Source organism: Sulfuricaulis sp., from assembly GCF_041499725.1.
Taxonomy (GTDB): domain Bacteria; phylum Pseudomonadota; class Gammaproteobacteria; order Acidiferrobacterales; family Sulfurifustaceae; genus Sulfuricaulis.
The window spans coordinates 1-18,162 of sequence record NZ_JBGQKW010000008.1 but is presented as its reverse complement, the minus strand read 5'-3'; the positions used below and the strand labels follow the sequence as shown (position 1 = coordinate 18,162).

Sequence of the window (18,162 nt, the reverse complement as noted above, 5' to 3'; positions counted from 1 at the left end):
GTATCAGATGCGCAAAGCAAGGTTCGGCGGGTTACGCGCCAAAAAACAAGCGCTAACCCGCCCTACATTAACTCAGCACACCTAAATTCTTAGGCCGAAACAACCGCTGTTGCGTGGGTCGGTTGCGGCGGCTGCTTCCCGAACGTCAGCTCGGCAATCAGTTCCTTCTGGCGATCTTCCAATAGTTCGCACAGCCGGTCGTAATCCGCGCCGACGGCCTCGAACAGACTCCGCACGGGAACACCGAAACCGTGGAAGGCGTCCGCCAGCGATTCGATGCGCGCGGGCAGCCGTTCCAGAAAAGTCTGACGCTCGGCTTTGGGCAGACGCGCCAGTTCCTTCCGGAGTCGTGAAATGCCGAACGCGACATGATCCAGCTCATCCGCCAGCGGAATCCGCAGGGATTCGCGCGTGCCGGGATCGGCCAGCGGCACGATACGCTCCACCGCCTCGCTGCCCAGCGCCTCGACGCAAACATAAAGATCGGCGAGGAAATCGATCCACGGCAAGGCGTGGAAATACTCGCGGATCATCTGCTCCTGTTCGGGCGTGATGAGCGGCGTGGGGGCGGCGCCGAACTGGCGCATCCATTGGCGCTGGATGGTAACGTGGCGGCTTTCATCGCCGACCTGCTTGGCGAGCGACAGCTCCGCGTCTTCATCGGGCGCATCGGTCAAACGCTGGGCGCAGACTTCCATGATGAGCCGGTCGACCTGGGTGTAGAGCATCAACAGCTGGCCCATGGACTGGCGATAACCATTGTCTTCGACTGACTTTTGCAGATTCATAGGACTTTCCTCCTTGGGTTAGGGATACCCCAACTGGTGTTGGGACGCAGAAACTTGGTACGGCTGGCGGCGCGCATCGCGGAAAACCGCAACAACCGCCACAGCGGACCCGAAATGCCCAGGGCGCGCAATACGCGCTGACTGGTGGGCAGCAACGGCGGACTCAGACCCGGCAACACCCAGTTACCCGCCGCGCGCGCCTGACGCAGCAGATAGCCGGGCAGAAAATCTCTCACCTCCGGTTCGACATAAAACGTGGGCAAAAGTCCCGCTTCATCGGACCGAATTTTTCCTTCCGTGACCAGTTGTCGGGTCAGGGGCGTGCCGGGATAGAGCCGCACGCCGGTCATGGCGACCACGGCGGTTGGCCGCATGGCGCGCAGGGCCCGGCAGGTGGCGCGCACGCTGGCTTCGGTTTCGCCCGGCCCGCCGAAGATCACCGTATGGCAGACGCGCAGTCCGGCCTCCAGGCCATGCGCGTTGGCGCGGAGTACGGCATCGGCATCGAACGATTTGCCGAGGCGTCCGAGCTGGCCGTCTTCCACGGCGTCGCTGCCGAGTTCCATCCCGTCGCAGCCGGCGCGCGCCATGAGGCTCGCCTGCTCACGGCCCAGCTTGACGGGCGTGGCATAGCAGCTCCAGCGCAGCCGCAGCCGGCGTCGCAAAATTTCTGCGCACAGCGCTTCCACGTGGCCGACTGGAAAGTTCAGGATGGAGTCAACGAAGAAAACGTCATGCGGTCCATAATCCGTCATCAGCGCTTCGAGCTCGTCCACCACGTCGCCGGCCTCGCGCGCGCGGAAACGGTTTCCTTCCAGCAAGGGATAAGTGCAGTAACTGCACTTGAACACGCATCCGCGCTTGGTCTGAACGTTGCCCATGCCGCCGCGGCGTATGTAGCGCGGGTAATCGAAAAGATCGCGCGCCGGACGCAGCCCCGCTGCCCAGTCGGTGGGCCGCCGCACCGGCGTGGCGGAGGCTCGCGTATCTGCCGAAGCGCGGCGGCGGGATATCACACCCGGTATGCCGGCCGGATTCCATCCGCGATCGAGCGCCGCCAGGAGTTCCACAAACGCCTGTTCACCTTCCCCCGCCACACCCCAGTCGCCATCCAGGGCCTGCATATACGGCCCCGGCAAAATCGCGAAACCGGATCCGCCCAGAACTATCGGTGCGTGCGTGACAGCACGCAGCGTATCCACGACCTCGCGATGTTGATCCAGATATTCCACGGTGAGCGGATAGGCCGCGTTGTCTATGTTGCGAATCGAGAGGCCGACGACGTCGGGTTGAAATGCGTTCACCTGCCGGCGCAAGTCATCGAGTGGATGCAAGCCAAAGCACAGATCGGCCACGGCCACTTCGTGTCCCGCCTGGCGCGCGGCGGCGGCAATATAGGCTAATCCCAACGGGAAGATCGGATCGGGAATCCGCTCGCGGTTCGCAGAGACCAGGAGAACTCGCATGGGCTTCTCTATGCCGCGTTCAGGAGGCGGGCCGAACGACGAGTTTCCCTTCCATGCCGCGTTCGCGGTGACTCTTCATGAAAGGAAGTTTTTTGTTGCAGTAAAAAATGTAACTGCCGGCCGTCGGGGGAGTAAAGTGCAGCGTGGTGGATTCGCCAGCCGGTACCGCGGCATCCAGATCGATGCCGGCGTTCGGTCCCTTCAGCGTGAAGTTGTGCGGTGTGATTTTGTCGTCGTTCACCAGCGTCAGTTCCACCGGCTGGCCGGCGACCAATTCAATGGCATCGGGGTGGAAGCGGTAATCGCCGAGATGAACCGTGACCTGCTGGGCTCCGGTCTCCGCGGCGAGCGCCGCGAGCGGAACCGAAACCAGCAATGTACAGGCGAGAACGGCCGAAAATCTTTTGCGCCGTGCCCCGCGTTCTGACTTATTATCCTTCTCCATGAAACCTCCTTGTGGTTTATCCGACGTTCGCAGGCGTCGTGATTGCTTCGACATACGGGTTGCATTCTTGTTCCTGGCGTTCTTTGGGATAGTGGCGGCGGCCGCGGAACCGGCCGGGCCGGCGGTCCCGGAGGAAAACCCCATCCTGAAAGCCGGCTGGTATCCGGTGTCGGAACGGGGTGGCCTGCGACTCTATAACCGCGCCGTGCCGGGTGTCGCCGTACCCGCTGCCCTGGCACGCGTCCGCATCGAGGTCCCGCCGGCGCGCCTGTTCTCGGTGATCACGGACTACGACCGCTTCGCCGAGTTCGTGCCATACGTCGTGCGCAGCCGAGTAGTGCACCGTGAAGACGGGCTACGCCGGGTTTCTCAGCATTTGCACTTTCCCGGGCCGGTAGCTGACCGACATTATGTCATTGAGAGCCGTGATAGATACACGCCCTTTCCGCAGGAACACTGGCGCGTCGAATGGCGCCTAGTCCCGGAAACAAACCGGCCCGCGCCGGACGCGGAAGGAATTACCCCGGCCGCGTTCACGGGTTACTGGGAACTGGCACCGGTCTCCGGCGGCGCGGCCACCGACGCGATTTATTCCTTGCACTTCGACCCCGGCGGTGCGCTGCCCGCCTGGCTCGTGACGTTCGCGATGAACCGCTATCTGCCCAAGGTCATCGACGCCGTGCGCGCCCGCGCCGCCGGGTCGGATGGAATATCACCGGCGCCGGGCAGTCCCGCGACGCCGGTTTCCGGACGTTAGCCGGGAGAAACGTTCATCGCAGGCTGGCCTCGAGCAAATGCGTGTCGATCGGATAGGCGAGCGCGGCGTGTATCGGGAACTGTGTCTGGAGTTTGACAAGCTGATGCGCCTGGTCTTTTTCGTAGAAGACAATCACTTTTGTAGTTGGCGACCGCTGCACGACGGCTAGTAGCGATTCGAGACTGCTGGTGCGGTCACGGAAATCCGACTGGAAATTAAACTCGGCGACGATGACGTCGGGATTTATTTTCTTGAGTAGACCCAGCGCCTTGCGCACCGACGTTACCGATTCCACGGCATAACCCGCCTGCTGATAGAGCGGCGTGAAATTGGGGTAACCGCCGAGTTCGATGATCGACAGCAGCGTGCGCTTTGACGGGCGCGGGACGGGATGATTCATGCAATGGGCTCCGGCCCAAATCATCTCCGTATCCACGGGTTTTCGCAACGGCTTGGGGCGGTGGATTACTTACGAAACAAACGTGGAAACGACGTTGTTATGTCACGCGGCAGTGTTGATCAGCACGATCTGACCCATCTCCGCAGTGCGCGGAGGCAGCTTGCTGGTAATTTGGCGGATGAATTGTTCCTTGTCCGTGATGGCGAGTAGCGGATTACAGCGTTTTTCGAACCCCAGCGTAGAACTCGGCTTGCCGGAGAGCCCCGAACCGCACATGCTGCCGGCCTGATGGCCGGGGAAAAATTCCAGGTGCTCCGGCAGCATCAGCAGCTTCCGGTGCAGCGAATCGAACAACATGCCGGCCATGTCGTATTCCCGCCCCGTGAGGTCCGGCCGGCCGACGCCACCGACAAACAGCGTATCGCCGGTCAGCAGAAACCATGGCTCCGGACCGCGACGCATGTCGGTCACCAGCAGGCAGACACTGTCGAGCGTGTGCCCCGGCGTGTGTAGGACCGTGACCTGCACGTTGCCGGCCTCGATCACGTCGCGATCGTTAAGCAGGAGACAAGGGAAATTAATTGGGGCGCTCGCGTGCAGGCAATACTGCGCCCCTACCCGTAGGGCCAGTTTGCGTCCGCCGGAATAGTGATCCGCATGAACATGGGTGTCGATGACATGCGTGATCGCAGACTTGGCTTTGCTCGCCTCTTCCACGAACCACTCCTCATCGCCCGCCACCACGTCGACGGCCACGGCCTTGCCCAGTCCGCCACAACCAAACAGATACGACAGCGTGCTGTCTTTTGAGGTTTTCTGTCTGAAAAACACGGAACGACGCCCCCGGTTATCCAACAATTCTGGGGTTTCACGTGCATAATTCGGACCTATTCGGGGAAATACCATAATTCTTCGAAAACAGGTACAAATCTTGCTTGTTTTATGGGTATCGCGATGGCACCCGGCGTCAGTCCCGAAGTGCTATCGCGCCGGAGGTACCCTCTGTGATGTCGAAGACGAAAACCCCGCCGGATACGGATTTCCATCTGTCGTTGTTGCGCGCCTATATTGATAGCGCGAATGACGGTATTTTCGTTGTCTGCGACGAGATGAAATTCCACGTCGCCAATCGCCTGCTCACCTCCTGGCTGGGCGAGACCGAGGAGACCCTGTCGGCACACCAGCGGCGCCTCCCCATCACCCGATTCTTCGGCGACACGGATAATAAAAAACTGTTCAAGAAACAATTCCAGACGGTGCTCGGCGGCAAACCGGTGCGCTTCGAGTGCCGCCTCGAACCCAAACACGGAGAGCCGCGCTGGGTCGAGATCAGCATGAACAAGGTAGACGTGGAAGGCGGCGATCTCGTGATCGGCGTGGTGCGCGACATTACCGAGCGCGCGGAAATGATGGCGCTGGTGAACCACCATGCGCGTTACGACGATCTGACCGGGCTGGTTAACCGGCGCGAGTTCGAGCGACGCTTGCATGAACTGTTCGAATCCGCCAAATCCCGAAACGCCGAACATGTGCTTCTTTATCTCGACCTGGACCAGTTCAAGATCGTCAACGATACCTGCGGACACATGGCCGGCGACGAACTGCTGCGTCAGCTATCGGCGCGGACTCGGGAACATATCCGCGCGAACGACACCATGGCACGACTGGGCGGCGACGAATTCGGCGTGCTGCTGGAAAGCTGTTCGGTCGAACGCGGACTGGAAATAGCCGAAACGCTGCGGCGAACCATCGCCGGATTCCGCTTTCAGTGGGAACAACGCTCCTTCGATGTCGGGGTGAGTATCGGCGCCTGCGCCATTACATCCAAAAGTGAAAGCCCCGCGACCGTTCTGAGCAATGCCGATGCCGCCTGTTACGTGGCCAAGGACAAGGGCCGCAACCGGGTGCAATTGTATTTCGGCGGGCGCGATTGCACGCTCAAGCGCACTGAAATGAGCTGGGTCGCCCGGCTGAACCGGGCGTTGGAAGAAAATCGACTGTGCCTGTATTACCAGAAAATCGTCCCGGTCGGCGCTCCACGCGAGGGGTCCGAACATTTTGAAGTGCTGCTGCGGCTGATCGACGAAGCCGGCAACGTCGTCGCGCCCGGCGTCTTCCTGCCGGCGGCGGAAAAATACAACTTGATGCCGGTCATCGACCGTTGGGTGGTGCACCACTTGCTGTCCGGCAACGATGAATTCCACCGCCGCCTGAATTCCGGCGGTAACGTATCCTGTTCGATCAACCTCTCCGGCGCGAGTCTGAACGACGAGCGGTTCCCCGCTTTCCTGAAAGAACAAATAGCCTTAAGCCGGATTCCTCCGCAGGCGCTTTGTTTCGAAATCACGGAAACGGTGACGATTTCCAATCTGCCACGCGCGTCGGCGTTCATGCGCGAACTGAAGGAAATCGGCTGTTGTATTTCACTCGACGATTTCGGCAGCGGCATGTCCTCGTTCGGCTACCTCAAGTCACTGCCGATCGACTATCTGAAGATCGACGGCCTGCTGGTGAGGAATATCGCCAACGACCTGACGGATTTGGCCATGGTGGAATCCATCAACCGCATCGGTCACATCATGGGCCTGCTCACCATCGCCGAATTCGTGGAAAACGACGCCATCCTGGCGAAACTGCGGGAGATCGGCGTCGACTACGCGCAAGGCTTCGGCCTGCACATGCCTGAACCGCTGTAATCCCCACGCATAAGCCTATGACCGCGGGGGTCGCCTGGCACGCGCGGTCGGTGTTGCACTCCACGGATCGTCCGGCCACGGGTGCTTGGGATACCGCCCCTTCAATTCCTTTTTCACTTCCGGGTAGGTCCGCTCCCAGAAACCGCGCAGGTCCTGCGTGACCTGAATCGGCCGCTGCGCCGGCGAGAGCAGGTGCAGCGTCACCGGTACCTTGCCTCCGGCCACGCGCGGGCTATCCGCCAATCCGAACATTTCCTGGAGTTTCACCTTGAGCGCGGGCGACTCGCCCGGAATATATTCAAGCCGCACGCGTGATCCGCTCGGCACCTCCAGATGCGTCGGTGCCTCTTCCTCGAGACGCCGGCCCTGCTCCCAGGCGAGCAGATTTTTCAGAATCGCGGACAGATCGAGTCGCGTCAGGTGATCGCGGCGCGTGATGCCGTCCAGATACGGCCCCAGCCAGTCATCCAGCGTGTCACGCAACGCCATATCCGAAACGTCCGGCCAGCCTTCATCGGGTAACCAATGACGTAGCGACAGAATCCGCGCCTGATATTCGCGGGCTTCGCGCGTCCAGGGAAGCGTCTCGATTCCCAGACGGCGAATGCCGCCGAGCATCGCGGCGCGCATCTGGTTCGCATCCGCAGCGGTCAACGGCTTACTGTCCAGAACCAGCGTACCGAAACGTTCCTCGCGGCGCGCGACGACCGCTTGCTGTTGTCCATCCCAGCGCACCACGTCTTCGGTCCGGAGATGCGTCGCAAGATGTTTGCGCAATACGGACACATCGAGCGGTGCGGCGGAATAAATCAGGCCCTCGGTTTCCCCGGCGTCGAGGCTGGCCGCCACGATGCAGGGCTGGCGCAGACGCATCTCCGCGTCCGGCAAGCGCGCCCCACGGCCCGAGGCCAGAAGATAGCGCGTCTCACCCGGTGCCCGCGCCAGTGCCACGCGGTCGGGATACGCCAGCGCCAGCAACAGCCCTGCCGATCCGGCATCGGCGGTATTCACCGGTTCGGACAAAGACTGCATCCGCCGGAACTGCTGCGCGGCCTGATTGGCGCGCGCGCACGCGCCGGCATCGGCATGATGCGACTGCGCGCCCTGACGGCCGTGTAGGCGGAACGCCCACAATGCCTCGAGCCGCTGCGTGAAATCGGTCGATCGACGCGACTCACCGGCCAGAATATCCCGCTCCGAAAGCAGCGCGGCGACATCGCACGCCAGCGCTTCCAGTCCGAGGTGTTGCGCCGCGAACAGCATATGCGACAGACGCGGGTGCAGCGGCAGACGTGCCATGGCGCGTCCGGTTTTTGTAATCAGGCCCGAGCTGTCCAAGGCATCGAGCTCGGTGAGCAGTTCACGCGCCTGACTGAATGCCGCTTCGGGCGGCGGATCCAGCCAGGCGAGCGAGCGCGCCTCGCGCGCACCCCACGCGGCCAGTTCCAGCGCCAACGACGCCAGATCCGCGGAGCGGATTTCCGGCAGCGACTGCGGCACCAGACCGCGCTGCGTGGTTTCGCTCCAGAGCCGGTAGCACGCACCCGGGGCGAGCCGTCCGGCGCGCCCGGCGCGCTGCTCGCTCGAAGCGCGCGAGATGCGCACCGTCACCAGGCGCGTCAGTCCGGAGCGTGGGTCGAACTGCGGAACCCGCGCGAAACCACTGTCGACCACCACACGCACGCCCTCGATGGTCAGGCTCGTTTCGGCAATCGGTGTGGCCAGCACGATCTTGCGCCGGCCGGCGGACGGACGGATAGCGCGATCCTGTATTTCCCATGACAGATCGCCGTAGAGCGGAAATACATCCACGCGCGCGGCGACCTGCGCTTCCAGCAACTCCTGGGTGCGGCGGATTTCCCACGCGCCGGGCAGAAATACCAGCACATCGCCCTCGTCCTTCTCGATCGCTGACAGTACGGCATCGCATACTAGCGGCGGCAGGGGTCCGCTGGGGTCGCGCGGAAGATAACGAATATCCACCGGATAGCGGCGACCTTCGCTGGTCACGATCGGGGCATCGTCCAGAAGTTTCGATATCGATTCGCCGTCGAGGGTCGCGGACATCACGAGAATCTTCAGGTCCTCGCGCAAGACCTTCTGACTGTCGAAACAGAGCGCCAGCGCCAGGTCGGCATGCAGGTGACGTTCATGAAACTCGTCGAAAATGACCAGCCCGACATTTTTCAATTCGGGATCGGTTTGCAACCGGCGCGTCAGGATTCCTTCGGTGAGCACCTCGATGCGGGTTTTTGCCGTTACCTTGCTGTCGAAGCGGATGCGATAACCGACCGTCTCCCCCGCCGTTTCGCCACGCAGCTGGGCCATGCGTGCGCACGCCGCGCGCGCCGCCAGCCGCCGCGGTTCCAGCATCAGGATGGAACGTCCGGCCAGCCAGGCTTCGTCAAGCAACGCGAGGGGAACGTGGGTGGTCTTGCCCGCGCCGGGCGGCGCCTGCAGCACCACGGCATGATTCACGGCGAGCGTCTGGCGCAGTAACGGCAGTATCCCGTCAATCGGCAGAGGTTCGTGGCTCATGGCAGCCGGCAACAGGTCCATCGCGCCGCGCGGTGGCAGGTAAAATACATGACCGGAATCTATCATGGGCCATCGCTCCGGCAAACCCGCGGCGCGGCGTGTTGCGGAAACCAACGGTTAGGGACGTTCTGAATAAACTACTTTCATTGTGGCGCGAGGTATAGATTCCCTGGAATCCACGCTATACCACAAACCCGTCGTGCATTAATCAGTACGACCTTAGTGGCGAAATTTCACGCGCGCCTCTATTCTCTGTACACCGATGGAAGTGATCCGCAATCTGACTACAGCCGATGGCGCCACGCTCGGCTACCACCTTTTTCGCGGGGCGGCGGCGCCACGACGACTGATCGTGCTGTTGCACGGCGTGGCGAGCAACATGAGCCGGTGGTCGGAATTCGTCGAACACACGTCGCTGAAGGAGTCCTGGGATCTGCTGCGACCCGACCTGCGCGGTCACGGCGAATCCTTCGCGCGTGGCCGACTCGGCCTGGAAATCTGGTGTCGGGACCTGCGGGATATTCTCGATGCGGAGGGCTACGACCAGGCGCTGCTTATCGGGCACAGCCTCGGGGCGCAGGTCGCCGTGCAGTTCGCGGCGCGTTATCCGGCCCGCGTGCGCGGATTGGTGCTCATTGACCCGATCTTTCACCAGGCGCTGCGCGGCGGCATGCGAGTCCTGAGCTGGTTGCGGCCCGCGATCAGCCTGCTGGCGGTTCTGGTCCACCTGCCGAGCAGGCTGGGGTTGCGCCGACGACACATTCCGGTCCGCAACCTGCGAAAACTTGACGAGAAAACGCGGCAAGACCTGCTTGCGGCGGGCAAACAAAAAGAGATGATCGAGCTGTATTCGTCGCCGTGGGAGGATCTGAAGTTTTTCCCCCTGGCGAGTTTTCTGCAGGAGCTGATCGAGATCAGCCGTCCGCTGCCCGCGCTGGCGGAGATCAAGGTGCCGATCCTGGCGCTGCTCTCCTCCGGCATTACCTACACGGACCCGGGCATCACGCAAAAAATGCTCGCTGGAAATGCGCAGGTGCGGACCGTTATGGTTGATGCCTATCACTGGCCGCTGACGGAGAAGCCGCGGCAGGTTCGGGAGGCTATCGAAAAATGGTGCGAGCGTTTTCCGCTCTGAATTATTGCGGCGGCATGAATCTACTTGAAGTAGGGGCACAATTCACGCGCCCACGGGCGGGATAAATCCCGCCCCTACACAACCGTCACGGCCGGAGCGCGAGGAACAATTTACGCCCTTGGCGATTGATCAGCAGCAAGCTGCTGTCTTTCTTCGAAAGCTTGCCGCTCAGGCGTTTGAAATCTCCAATGTTGCGGACCGGCTGGTGGTTGATTTGCATGATGACATCACCTTCCTGCAGCCCCGCTTCCTCGGCGGCGCTGCCCTGCTCCACGCCGGCAATCACCACGCCCATTGTTCCCGGAGGCAATCCGAGCTGGCGCGCGATGTCGGGGGTCAGGTTGCGCGCCTCGACGCCGGCCAGCGCCGTGTCCTTCCCATCGCCCTGGGCGGTCTCGCCTTCCGACTGCGCGATATCCTTCGGCTGTTCGGAAATCTTCACGTCAACCGTCATGGATTTCTTTTCGCGCAACACTTCCACCTTCACGCTCTTGCCGACCACGGTCTGCGCCACGGAATTGCGCAGCGTGCTCGGGCTGTCAACCGCCTTGCCATTGAACGCGGTAATGATATCGCCACTCTGAATACCGGCGGCCGCGGCCGGGCTGTCCAGAATGGCCTCGTTCACCAGCGCCCCCCGGGCTTCCTTCATGCCGAACTGTTTCGCCAGATCCGGCGTGACCTCCTGGATCGAAACGCCGAGCCAGCCGCGCACCACCTTGCCGGTCTTGATCAGGCTGTCCATGACCGAGCGCGTCATGTTGCTCGGCACGGCGAAGCCGATACCCATGTATCCGCCGGAGCGCGAAAAAATGGCGGTGTTGATGCCCACCAGCTGGCCGCGCGCGTTCACCAGCGCCCCGCCCGAGTTGCCGGGGTTGATCGCGGCATCGGTCTGAATGAAATCCTCGTAATCGGCAATACCGACGTTGGCGCGTCCCACGGCGCTGACGATGCCCTGCGTCACCGTCTGATTGAGTCCGAAAGGATTCCCGATGGCCAGGACGTATTCGCCCACGTCCAGCTTGTCCGAGTCGCCCCACGGAATGACCGGTAGATCCCTGGCGTTGATCTTGACGATGGCGATATCGGATTTTGGATCGGTGCCCACCACCTTGCCGGAAAACTCACGTTTGTCGTTGAGCAACACCTTGATCTCGTCGGCCTTGGCCACGACGTGATTGTTGGTGACGATGTAGCCGGCGGAATCCACGATCACCCCGGAACCGAGACTGCTCTCGCGCCGCTCGCGCGGCATCTGGAAGCGGTGGAAAAATTCTTCGCCGAAGAACTGGCGGAAAAACGGATCGTCCTGAAATTGCGAGGGCACGTCGCCGCCCTGTGAACGCACCGTGCGCCTGGTGGAAATATTCACCACCGCGGGCATGACCGCCTTGACGATCGGGACGAAATTAGGCGGTGTCGGCCCGGACAATGCCGGCGCCGTGGTTGCCGCCCCCTCGGTAGGGCTGCTGACGGCGCTGGGAAGCCAGCCGAGACGCGAACTGAACACGATTCCGACCGCCACGCCGGTGACGAGAAACACGCCGGCAATGATGCCTACCTTGAACGAGCGACGATCCAAAGACATATTATTCCTCCCGGGTTGCGGGCTATTTTATCTAGTCACATGGATGGGGAAAACACGAAAAAGTTCACCCGTCTAGCGTCAGGCGACCCCGGCTTTCTTTCCGGCCGGGCGTTTCTTGCGGAAAACCAGCTCGTCCGCGGCCACGTCGACCTCGATGACATCCTTGGGTCCGAACTTCCCGGCCAGAATTTCCTGCGCCAGGGGATTTTCCACGTGCTGCTGAATGGCGCGCTTGAGCGGCCGCGCGCCGAATACCGGATCGAAACCGGCCTCGGACAGCTTGTCCAGTGCCCGCGGGGTAAGCTCGATATCCATCTCGCGCGCGCGCAGCCGGGCGCGCAGGTACTGTACCTGGAATTCGGCGATACGATGCAATTGTTCGCGGCCGAGCGGATGGAACACCACGATATCATCGATGCGGTTGATGAACTCCGGCCGGAAATGACCGCTGACGATGTTCATGACCGCCAGTTTCATCTTGTCGTAGTTCTCTTCCCCCGCCAGTTCCTGGATCACGTTCGAGCCCAGGTTCGAGGTCATGACGATCACCGTATTACGGAAATCCACCGTGCGCCCCTGGCCGTCGGTCAGGCGTCCGTCGTCCAGCACCTGCAGCAGCACGTTGAACACGTCCGGATGCGCCTTCTCGACCTCGTCGAGCAGGATCACGGAATAGGGTTTGCGACGCACGGCTTCAGTGAGATAACCGCCCTCTTCGTAACCGACGTAGCCGGGCGGTGCGCCGATGAGCCGGGCCACGGAATGCTTTTCCATGAACTCGGACATGTCGATGCGCACCATGGCATCGTCGCTGTCGAACAGGAAATAGGCCAACGCACGGGTCAGTTCGGTCTTGCCAACGCCGGTGGGTCCGAGGAACAAGAACGAGCCGTAGGGACGGCGCGGATCGGAAAGGCCCGCGCGCGAGCGGCGGATGGCGTTGGCAACCGCGCGAATCGCCTCGTCCTGACCGACCACGCGCTGGTGCAGCGCCTCTTCCATGCGCAGCAATTTGTCGCGCTCGCCTTCCATCATTCGGGATATTGGAATGCCGGTCCAGCGCGACACGACTTCGGCCACTTCATTCTCGGTCACGGCATTGCGCAGGAGCTTGCGCTCCTTGCCTTCGGCGGCCTGCGCGGCATTCAGCTGCTTTTCCAGTTCGGGAATGCGGCCGTATTGCAGTTCGGACAAACGCGCCAGATCGCCGGCGCGGCGCGCGGTTTCGAATTCCTGGCGCGCGCGATCGAGCGCCTCCTTGATGTGCTGCGCGCCGTGAACCGCCGCTTTTTCGGATTTCCAGACTTCCTCCAAGTCCGAATATTCCTTTTCCAGTTTTTTGATTTCGCCTTCGAGCGTGGTCAGACGCTTCTTTGAAGCCTCGTCGGTCTCTTTCTTCAGTGCCTCGCGCTCGATCTTGAGTTGAATGAGTTTTCTGTCCAGGCGATCCATGGATTCGGGCTTGGAGTCGATTTCCATGCGAATGCGCGACGCCGCCTCGTCCACCAGGTCGATGGCCTTGTCCGGCAACTGGCGATCGGTGATGTAGCGATGCGAAAGCGTGGCCGCGGCGACAATCGCCGGATCGGTGATGTCCACCCCGTGATGTACTTCGTATTTCTCTTTCAGGCCGCGCAGAATCGCGATGGTGTCCTCGACCGTGGGCTCGTTGACCAGCACCTTTTGGAAACGTCGTTCGAGCGCGGCGTCCTTTTCGATGTACTTGCGGTATTCGTCCAGGGTGGTGGCGCCGACGCAGTGCAGATCGCCGCGCGCCAGCGCCGGTTTCAGCATGTTGCCGGCATCCATCGCGCCCTCGGCCTTGCCGGCGCCGACCATGGTATGGAGTTCGTCGATGAACAGGATGATGCGGCCCTCCTGTTTGGACAGATCCTTGAGGACGGCTTTCAACCGCTCCTCGAACTCACCGCGGAATTTGGCGCCGGCGATGAGCGAACCCATGTCGAGCGAGAGCAGGCGTTTGCTCTTCATTCCTTCCGGCACCTCGCCATTGATGATGCGCTGCGCGAGCCCTTCCGCGATGGCGGTTTTGCCGACGCCGGGTTCGCCGATCAGCACCGGATTGTTCTTGGTGCGCCGCTGCAGGATCTGGATTACGCGGCGGATCTCGTCATCGCGCCCGATGACCGGATCGAGCTTGCCCTGCTCGGCGCGCTCGGTGAGATCGATGGTATATTTCTCCAACGCCTGGCGGCCTTCCTCGGCGTTCGGGTCTTCCACCTTCTGCCCGCCGCGCATGGCATCGATGGCTTTCTCGATGCCGTTTTTGGAAACGCCCGCTTCCTTGAGCAGGCGTCCGAACTCACCCTTGTCCTCCAAGGCGGCGAGCAGGAACAGTTCGCTCGAAATATATTGATCGCCGCGCTTCTGCGCGTACTTGTCCGTGAGATTGAGCAGCGTGGACAGATTGTTGGAAACATGCACCTCGCCGCCGGCGCCTTCCACCGTCGGCTGGCGGTCGAGCACTTGCGAGAGTTTCGTGCGCAGGGCGTTGACGTTCACGTCGGACTTGGCGAGGAGGCTGCGGGTCGTGCCACCTTCCTGGTCGAGCAGCGCCGTCATCAGGTGCACCGGTTCGATGAACTGGTGGTCGCGCCCGAGCGCCAGGCTTTGCGCGTCGGCGAGCGCCTGCTGAAACTTGGTGGTCAATTTGTCCATGCGCATGGGGTAATCGTCCTCGATTCTTCAGATTCGTGCTAGATAACTGGGGGAATGGCCTCCTGTTTTCAAGGGTCAATGCGCGGATTTCCAATCAATCCGGCATCCGCCGGCGCTGAGGACGGTGCGGATTTTCGTGTCCGGCGCGAACCTGCGGCGCCGCGAGGATATCCCATAATTTCTCAAGACAATCCTCCACCGACTGGCCGTCGCATCGCAGGGGAGCAAATCCCTGGACGCGCGCGCGGCTCGGCACAAAGACCGCCGCGACGGTCATACCCTGCGCGCGGACGCCCTCCACGCGCACCGGCAGAATCGGCGCGCCGGTCATGCGCGCCAACAGCACGATGCCGCGCTTGAGTGGCGTCGGCGGGTGATGGTCGAGATGAATGCGACCGTGCGGAAACAACGCCACCACTTCGCCCCGCTGCAGCGCCTCGCGTGCGGCGTACAGCGCGGCGCGCGGATTGCGCGTGCGTTCCACCGGGATGCAGCCGACCGCGCGCAACAGCCATCTGAGCCACCAGCGGTCATATTGCTCGCGCGCGATGAGAAAACGCAATGGCCGCGGACTGGCGGCGATGAGCAACAGCGGGTCGAGGCCGGAGACGTGGTTGGACGCCACGAGCACGCCGCCGGTGGCGGGAAGGTTCAGTAGTTCGTGGTTGAGGCGGTGGAAACGGCGGCAGAGAATCCGGTTGAGCCCGTCCAGGCGGTTGAGCCAGCTGCTACCCCAGTCAGCGACATGGGCGCGTTCGCAGCGGCGGATAAACCAGCGCCACAACCCGCCGGCACCTACCAGGACGAACCCCAGCCCCATCAGCCACACAAGATCTCGCTCAGACACCCGTTGCCCCTCTTCCACGGGCAGACACTGCACCGTCGGATTGATTCGTATTTATGTTCTGGTAGATCGCCACGGAATACGCCACAATAAAATAAACTTGGTGCGGGACAGCGCCGTGGCCTGTCCTAACCATGGCGACACATAATAATGCAAAAATCCATTGCCCACCGCAGGGAACAGCGTGCCTGGTATTTCTACGACTGGGCCAACTCCGCGTTTCCTACCACCGTTCTGACCGTATTTATCGGCCCCTATCTCACGACCATCGCCAAAGCGGCGGCAGGCAGTGGCGGTTTTGTCTACCCGCTGGGGCTTAAGGTAGCGCCGGAATCGTTCTTTCCTTATGTCGTCTCCCTGTCCGTCCTGTTGCAAGTGATATTTCTCCCTTTGTTGGGTGCCATCGCCGATTACTCGCATTTCAAAAAACAGATGCTGGCCGTTTTTGCCTACGTGGGCGCCTTCGCCACCATGGGACTGTATTTTCTTCAGGGCACGAATTATCTGCTCGGCGGCGCCCTGTTTCTTGTCGCCAACCTGAGTTTCGGAGCCTCCATCGTTTTTTACAACGCTTTTCTCATAGACATCGCCCTGCCCGAAGAACGCGATCGCGTCTCATCCATGGGATGGGCGATTGGTTATATCGGCGGTGGCCTGTTGCTTGCCCTGAATCTTCTGCTCTTCGCCAAAGCCAGCGACTTCGGGTTCAGCATCGGCGAAGTGGTGCGTATCAACCTCGCCTCCGCCGGTGTGTGGTGGGCGGTTTTCACGGTAATCCCCCTCGTGGCATTGAAGCGGCGTCAGCCCGTCAAGCAATTGCCGCCGGGTGGGCACTACCTGACCGTCGGGATCAGGCAACTGCGGAACACCTTGGGCAAAATCCGCGCCCATCCCCATGCGCTGCTTTTTCTTGTCGCGTACTTGATCTACAACGATGGCATTCAAACAGTCATCTCGCTGGCGTCCGTGTTCGGTCAGGAAGAGCTGGGGTTGAGCATGACCACCTTGACCACCGTTATCCTGATGGTCCAGTTTGTCGGTTTCTTTGGCGCGATCCTGTTCAACTATATCGCCCGGGCGGTAAGCGCTAAACGAGCGATCATCATCAGCCTGCTGATATGGATCGGCACTTTGGTTTATGCCTACGCCTTTCTGAAAACCACCCGCGATTTCTTTATGATGGCCGCCGCCATTGCCATCGTGCTTGGCGGAAGTCAGGCGCTCAGCCGTTCGGTGTATTCGCTGATGATCCCCCAGGGCCAGGAATCGGAATACTTCGGACTTTATGAAATTAGCGACAAGGGGACAAGCTGGCTTGGTCCGCTGCTCTTCGGTCTGGCACTGCAATTCACCGGCAGCTACCGCATTGCCATTCTGTCGCTGATTGTTTTCTTTGTCCTGGGCCTGCTGTTGTTATTCAGGGTAAACGTCCGCCAAGGCATTTTAGAAGCAGGCAACGATCAATCCCCCACCACGGCATCTCGCTAAGCTATTCAAAGTGTGGCCGAGTCAGTGGCGCCAGGTCAGGCAGCGGGCTTGATGACGCTAACAGATCGGCTGGTGACAAAGTCGTGCACGATGCGCATGACCTCGGCGCAGTAAGCTTGATTGATATGGTAGTAGACTTCTTTGCCGCGCTTTTCGGACACCAGCAATTCCGCATTGCGCAGAACCTTCAGGTGATGCGAGATGGCCGGGCGGCTGATCTTGAACAAGCGCGCGATGTGGTTGACGCAGATTTCCTCACCGGGCTCGAACACCAGCAGGATTTGCTGGCGGGTGGTGTCACCCAGCGCGGAAAAGAAGCGGGAGAACCGTTCCCAGTTCTCGGGCAGGCGATCGGCGAATTCGGGGTTCATGCAACGTGGAACGACGGCATTTCGGAACCAGACCGTAAATCAAATCAGGCTCAGCATAGCGCAACCGGAAAACATGTCAATATATTCGAACGCGATGAATTACTGATATTGCCCTGTCTCGTCCCTGCGCTCTTGGTTAGACTCACCCGCCTGACAATAAACCACACAGAAGCGTGGAAGTTCATGCCTTTTTGATGTCTATGCCGAAACTTCCCGATGACGTCACCGAAACGGTCCGCCGGGCGCTTGCCGAGGACGTGGGCGCGGGCGACCTGACAGCGGCGCTCATCCCCGCCGACGCACGCGTCGAAGCGCAGGTCATTACCCGCGAAGACGCCGTGCTCTGCGGCACGGCCTGGTTCGACGAGGTTTTCCACCAAGTGGACAAGCACATCCGCGTCGTCTGGCTCGTCAAGGATGGCGACGCCATGCGCGCCGGTCAGGCGCTTTGCAATGCCAGCGGCCCGGCGCGCGGTCTTCTGACTGGCGAGCGTACCGCGCTCAATTTCCTCCAGCTGCTCTCCGGCACCGCGACACGCACCCGCCAATACGTGGACGCGGTGCGCGGCACGAAAACGATCGTTCTCGACACGCGCAAGACCATTCCCGGACTGCGCCGCGCGCAGAAATATGCCGTCACCCGCGGCGGCGGACAAAACCACCGCATGGGTTTGTACGACGCCATCCTGATCAAGGAAAATCATATCGCCGCCGCGGGCTCCATCACGGCGGCGCTCGAGGCCGCGCGCCACTCGGCGCCCAAGAGCACCGGCGTCGAGATCGAGGTGGAAAATATCGCGCAACTGCGCGAGGCGCTGGCCGCCGGCGCGGATCGCCTGTTGCTCGACAATTTTAGCGTGGTGGAACTGAAAGCCGCCGTCACGGAAACGCGCGCACGGGCAAAGCTCGAGGCCTCCGGCGGGATAAATCTTTCCAACATCCGAGCCTTTGCTGAAACCGGGGT

General features: G+C 61.3%; 15 protein-coding genes. 5 read left to right on the top strand and 10 right to left on the bottom strand.

Features of this window, described 5'->3' with window-relative positions; genetic code table 11:
• Nucleotides 1-89 precede the first annotated feature (89 nt).
• The 3 genes from ACC569_RS02695 to ACC569_RS02685 are packed head-to-tail and all read right to left on the bottom strand — an operon-like array spanning nt 90 to nt 2,699.
• Nucleotides 90-788 carry a ferritin-like domain-containing protein gene (locus ACC569_RS02695; protein WP_372521959.1) on the bottom strand — a complete coding sequence of 233 codons (699 nt, stop codon included), beginning with the start codon at nt 786-788 and terminating at the stop codon, nt 90-92.
• On the bottom strand, nt 785-2,254 hold the full coding sequence (locus tag ACC569_RS02690) for a lipid biosynthesis B12-binding/radical SAM protein (protein ID WP_372521958.1): 1,470 nt from the start codon (nt 2,252-2,254) through the stop codon (nt 785-787). Before ACC569_RS02690 ends, ACC569_RS02695 begins: the two co-directional genes overlap by 4 nt.
• Nucleotides 2,255-2,273: 19 nt before the next feature.
• Nucleotides 2,274-2,699, bottom strand: a complete 426-nt coding sequence (locus ACC569_RS02685) for a cupredoxin domain-containing protein (protein ID WP_372521956.1) — start codon at nt 2,697-2,699, stop codon at nt 2,274-2,276.
• A gap of 67 nt (nt 2,700-2,766) precedes the next feature.
• On the opposite strand from ACC569_RS02685, the gene ACC569_RS02680 reads away from it, so the two are divergent.
• Nucleotides 2,767-3,456, top strand: a complete 690-nt coding sequence (locus tag ACC569_RS02680) for an SRPBCC family protein (RefSeq protein WP_372521955.1) — start codon at nt 2,767-2,769, stop codon at nt 3,454-3,456.
• Between the two features lie 13 nt (nt 3,457-3,469).
• Here the strand turns inward: ACC569_RS02680 and ACC569_RS02675 are convergent, their stop codons facing one another.
• Nucleotides 3,470-3,856: a hypothetical protein gene (locus tag ACC569_RS02675; protein WP_372521954.1), complete on the bottom strand. Its 387-nt coding sequence runs from the start codon at nt 3,854-3,856 to the stop codon at nt 3,470-3,472.
• 102 nt (nt 3,857-3,958) lie between these two features.
• Nucleotides 3,959-4,687: an MBL fold metallo-hydrolase gene (locus ACC569_RS02670; protein WP_372521953.1), complete on the bottom strand. Its 729-nt coding sequence runs from the start codon at nt 4,685-4,687 to the stop codon at nt 3,959-3,961.
• 176 nt (nt 4,688-4,863) lie between these two features.
• Between ACC569_RS02670 and ACC569_RS02665 the strand changes: the two genes are divergently transcribed.
• Nucleotides 4,864-6,552 (top strand): EAL domain-containing protein, encoded by a 1,689-nt coding sequence (locus ACC569_RS02665; protein ID WP_372521952.1) that lies wholly within the window; start codon nt 4,864-4,866, stop codon nt 6,550-6,552.
• Between the two features lie 15 nt (nt 6,553-6,567).
• Here ACC569_RS02665 and hrpB read toward each other — a convergent pair whose 3' ends face one another.
• A complete protein-coding gene (gene hrpB, locus ACC569_RS02660) occupies nt 6,568-9,156 on the bottom strand; it encodes an ATP-dependent helicase HrpB (protein WP_372521951.1) in 2,589 nt (862 codons plus the stop codon).
• Between the two features lie 196 nt (nt 9,157-9,352).
• Between hrpB and ACC569_RS02655 the strand changes: the two genes are divergently transcribed.
• Nucleotides 9,353-10,225, top strand: a complete 873-nt coding sequence (locus ACC569_RS02655) for an alpha/beta fold hydrolase (protein WP_372521950.1) — start codon at nt 9,353-9,355, stop codon at nt 10,223-10,225.
• Nucleotides 10,226-10,310: 85 nt separating this feature from the next.
• Here ACC569_RS02655 and ACC569_RS02650 read toward each other — a convergent pair whose 3' ends face one another.
• The 3 genes from ACC569_RS02650 to ACC569_RS02640 form a co-directional block, all read right to left on the bottom strand.
• Nucleotides 10,311-11,816: a DegQ family serine endoprotease gene (locus ACC569_RS02650; protein WP_372521949.1), complete on the bottom strand. Its 1,506-nt coding sequence runs from the start codon at nt 11,814-11,816 to the stop codon at nt 10,311-10,313.
• Nucleotides 11,817-11,894: 78 nt separating this feature from the next.
• A complete protein-coding gene (gene clpB / locus ACC569_RS02645; RefSeq protein WP_372521948.1) occupies nt 11,895-14,501 on the bottom strand; it encodes an ATP-dependent chaperone ClpB in 2,607 nt (868 codons plus the stop codon).
• A gap of 88 nt (nt 14,502-14,589) precedes the next feature.
• Nucleotides 14,590-15,342 carry a lysophospholipid acyltransferase family protein gene (locus ACC569_RS02640; RefSeq protein ID WP_372521947.1) on the bottom strand — a complete coding sequence of 251 codons (753 nt, stop codon included), beginning with the start codon at nt 15,340-15,342 and terminating at the stop codon, nt 14,590-14,592.
• A gap of 147 nt (nt 15,343-15,489) precedes the next feature.
• On the opposite strand from ACC569_RS02640, the gene ACC569_RS02635 reads away from it, so the two are divergent.
• Complete coding sequence (locus tag ACC569_RS02635) at nt 15,490-16,827, top strand: MFS transporter (RefSeq protein WP_372521946.1); 1,338 nt, start codon at nt 15,490-15,492, stop codon at nt 16,825-16,827.
• Between the two features lie 35 nt (nt 16,828-16,862).
• On the opposite strand, the gene ACC569_RS02630 is transcribed toward ACC569_RS02635, so the two are convergent.
• Nucleotides 16,863-17,198 carry an ArsR/SmtB family transcription factor gene (locus tag ACC569_RS02630; protein ID WP_372521945.1) on the bottom strand — a complete coding sequence of 112 codons (336 nt, stop codon included), beginning with the start codon at nt 17,196-17,198 and terminating at the stop codon, nt 16,863-16,865.
• 194 nt (nt 17,199-17,392) lie between these two features.
• Here ACC569_RS02630 and nadC point away from each other — a divergent pair.
• Nucleotides 17,393-18,162: carboxylating nicotinate-nucleotide diphosphorylase (nadC, locus tag ACC569_RS02625; protein ID WP_372521944.1), on the top strand; the 770-nt coding region annotated here is incomplete at its 3' end.

What these genes read in the sequence shown, in the direction of transcription:
- ACC569_RS02695 (WP_372521959.1), bottom strand. Translation starts at nt 788, where the DNA reads ATGAATCTGCAAAAGTCAGTCGAAGACAATGGTTATCGCCAGTCCATG.
- ACC569_RS02690 (WP_372521958.1), bottom strand. Translation starts at nt 2,254, where the DNA reads ATGCGAGTTCTCCTGGTCTCTGCGAACCGCGAGCGGATTCCCGATCCG.
- ACC569_RS02685 (WP_372521956.1), bottom strand. Translation starts at nt 2,699, where the DNA reads ATGGAGAAGGATAATAAGTCAGAACGCGGGGCACGGCGCAAAAGATTT.
- ACC569_RS02675 (WP_372521954.1), bottom strand. Translation starts at nt 3,856, where the DNA reads ATGAATCATCCCGTCCCGCGCCCGTCAAAGCGCACGCTGCTGTCGATC.
- ACC569_RS02665 (WP_372521952.1), top strand. Translation starts at nt 4,864, where the DNA reads ATGTCGAAGACGAAAACCCCGCCGGATACGGATTTCCATCTGTCGTTG.
- hrpB (WP_372521951.1), bottom strand. Translation starts at nt 9,156, where the DNA reads ATGATAGATTCCGGTCATGTATTTTACCTGCCACCGCGCGGCGCGATG.
- ACC569_RS02655 (WP_372521950.1), top strand. Translation starts at nt 9,353, where the DNA reads ATGGAAGTGATCCGCAATCTGACTACAGCCGATGGCGCCACGCTCGGC.
- ACC569_RS02650 (WP_372521949.1), bottom strand. Translation starts at nt 11,816, where the DNA reads ATGTCTTTGGATCGTCGCTCGTTCAAGGTAGGCATCATTGCCGGCGTG.
- clpB (WP_372521948.1), bottom strand. Translation starts at nt 14,501, where the DNA reads ATGCGCATGGACAAATTGACCACCAAGTTTCAGCAGGCGCTCGCCGAC.
- ACC569_RS02635 (WP_372521946.1), top strand. Translation starts at nt 15,490, where the DNA reads ATGCAAAAATCCATTGCCCACCGCAGGGAACAGCGTGCCTGGTATTTC.
- ACC569_RS02630 (WP_372521945.1), bottom strand. Translation starts at nt 17,198, where the DNA reads ATGAACCCCGAATTCGCCGATCGCCTGCCCGAGAACTGGGAACGGTTC.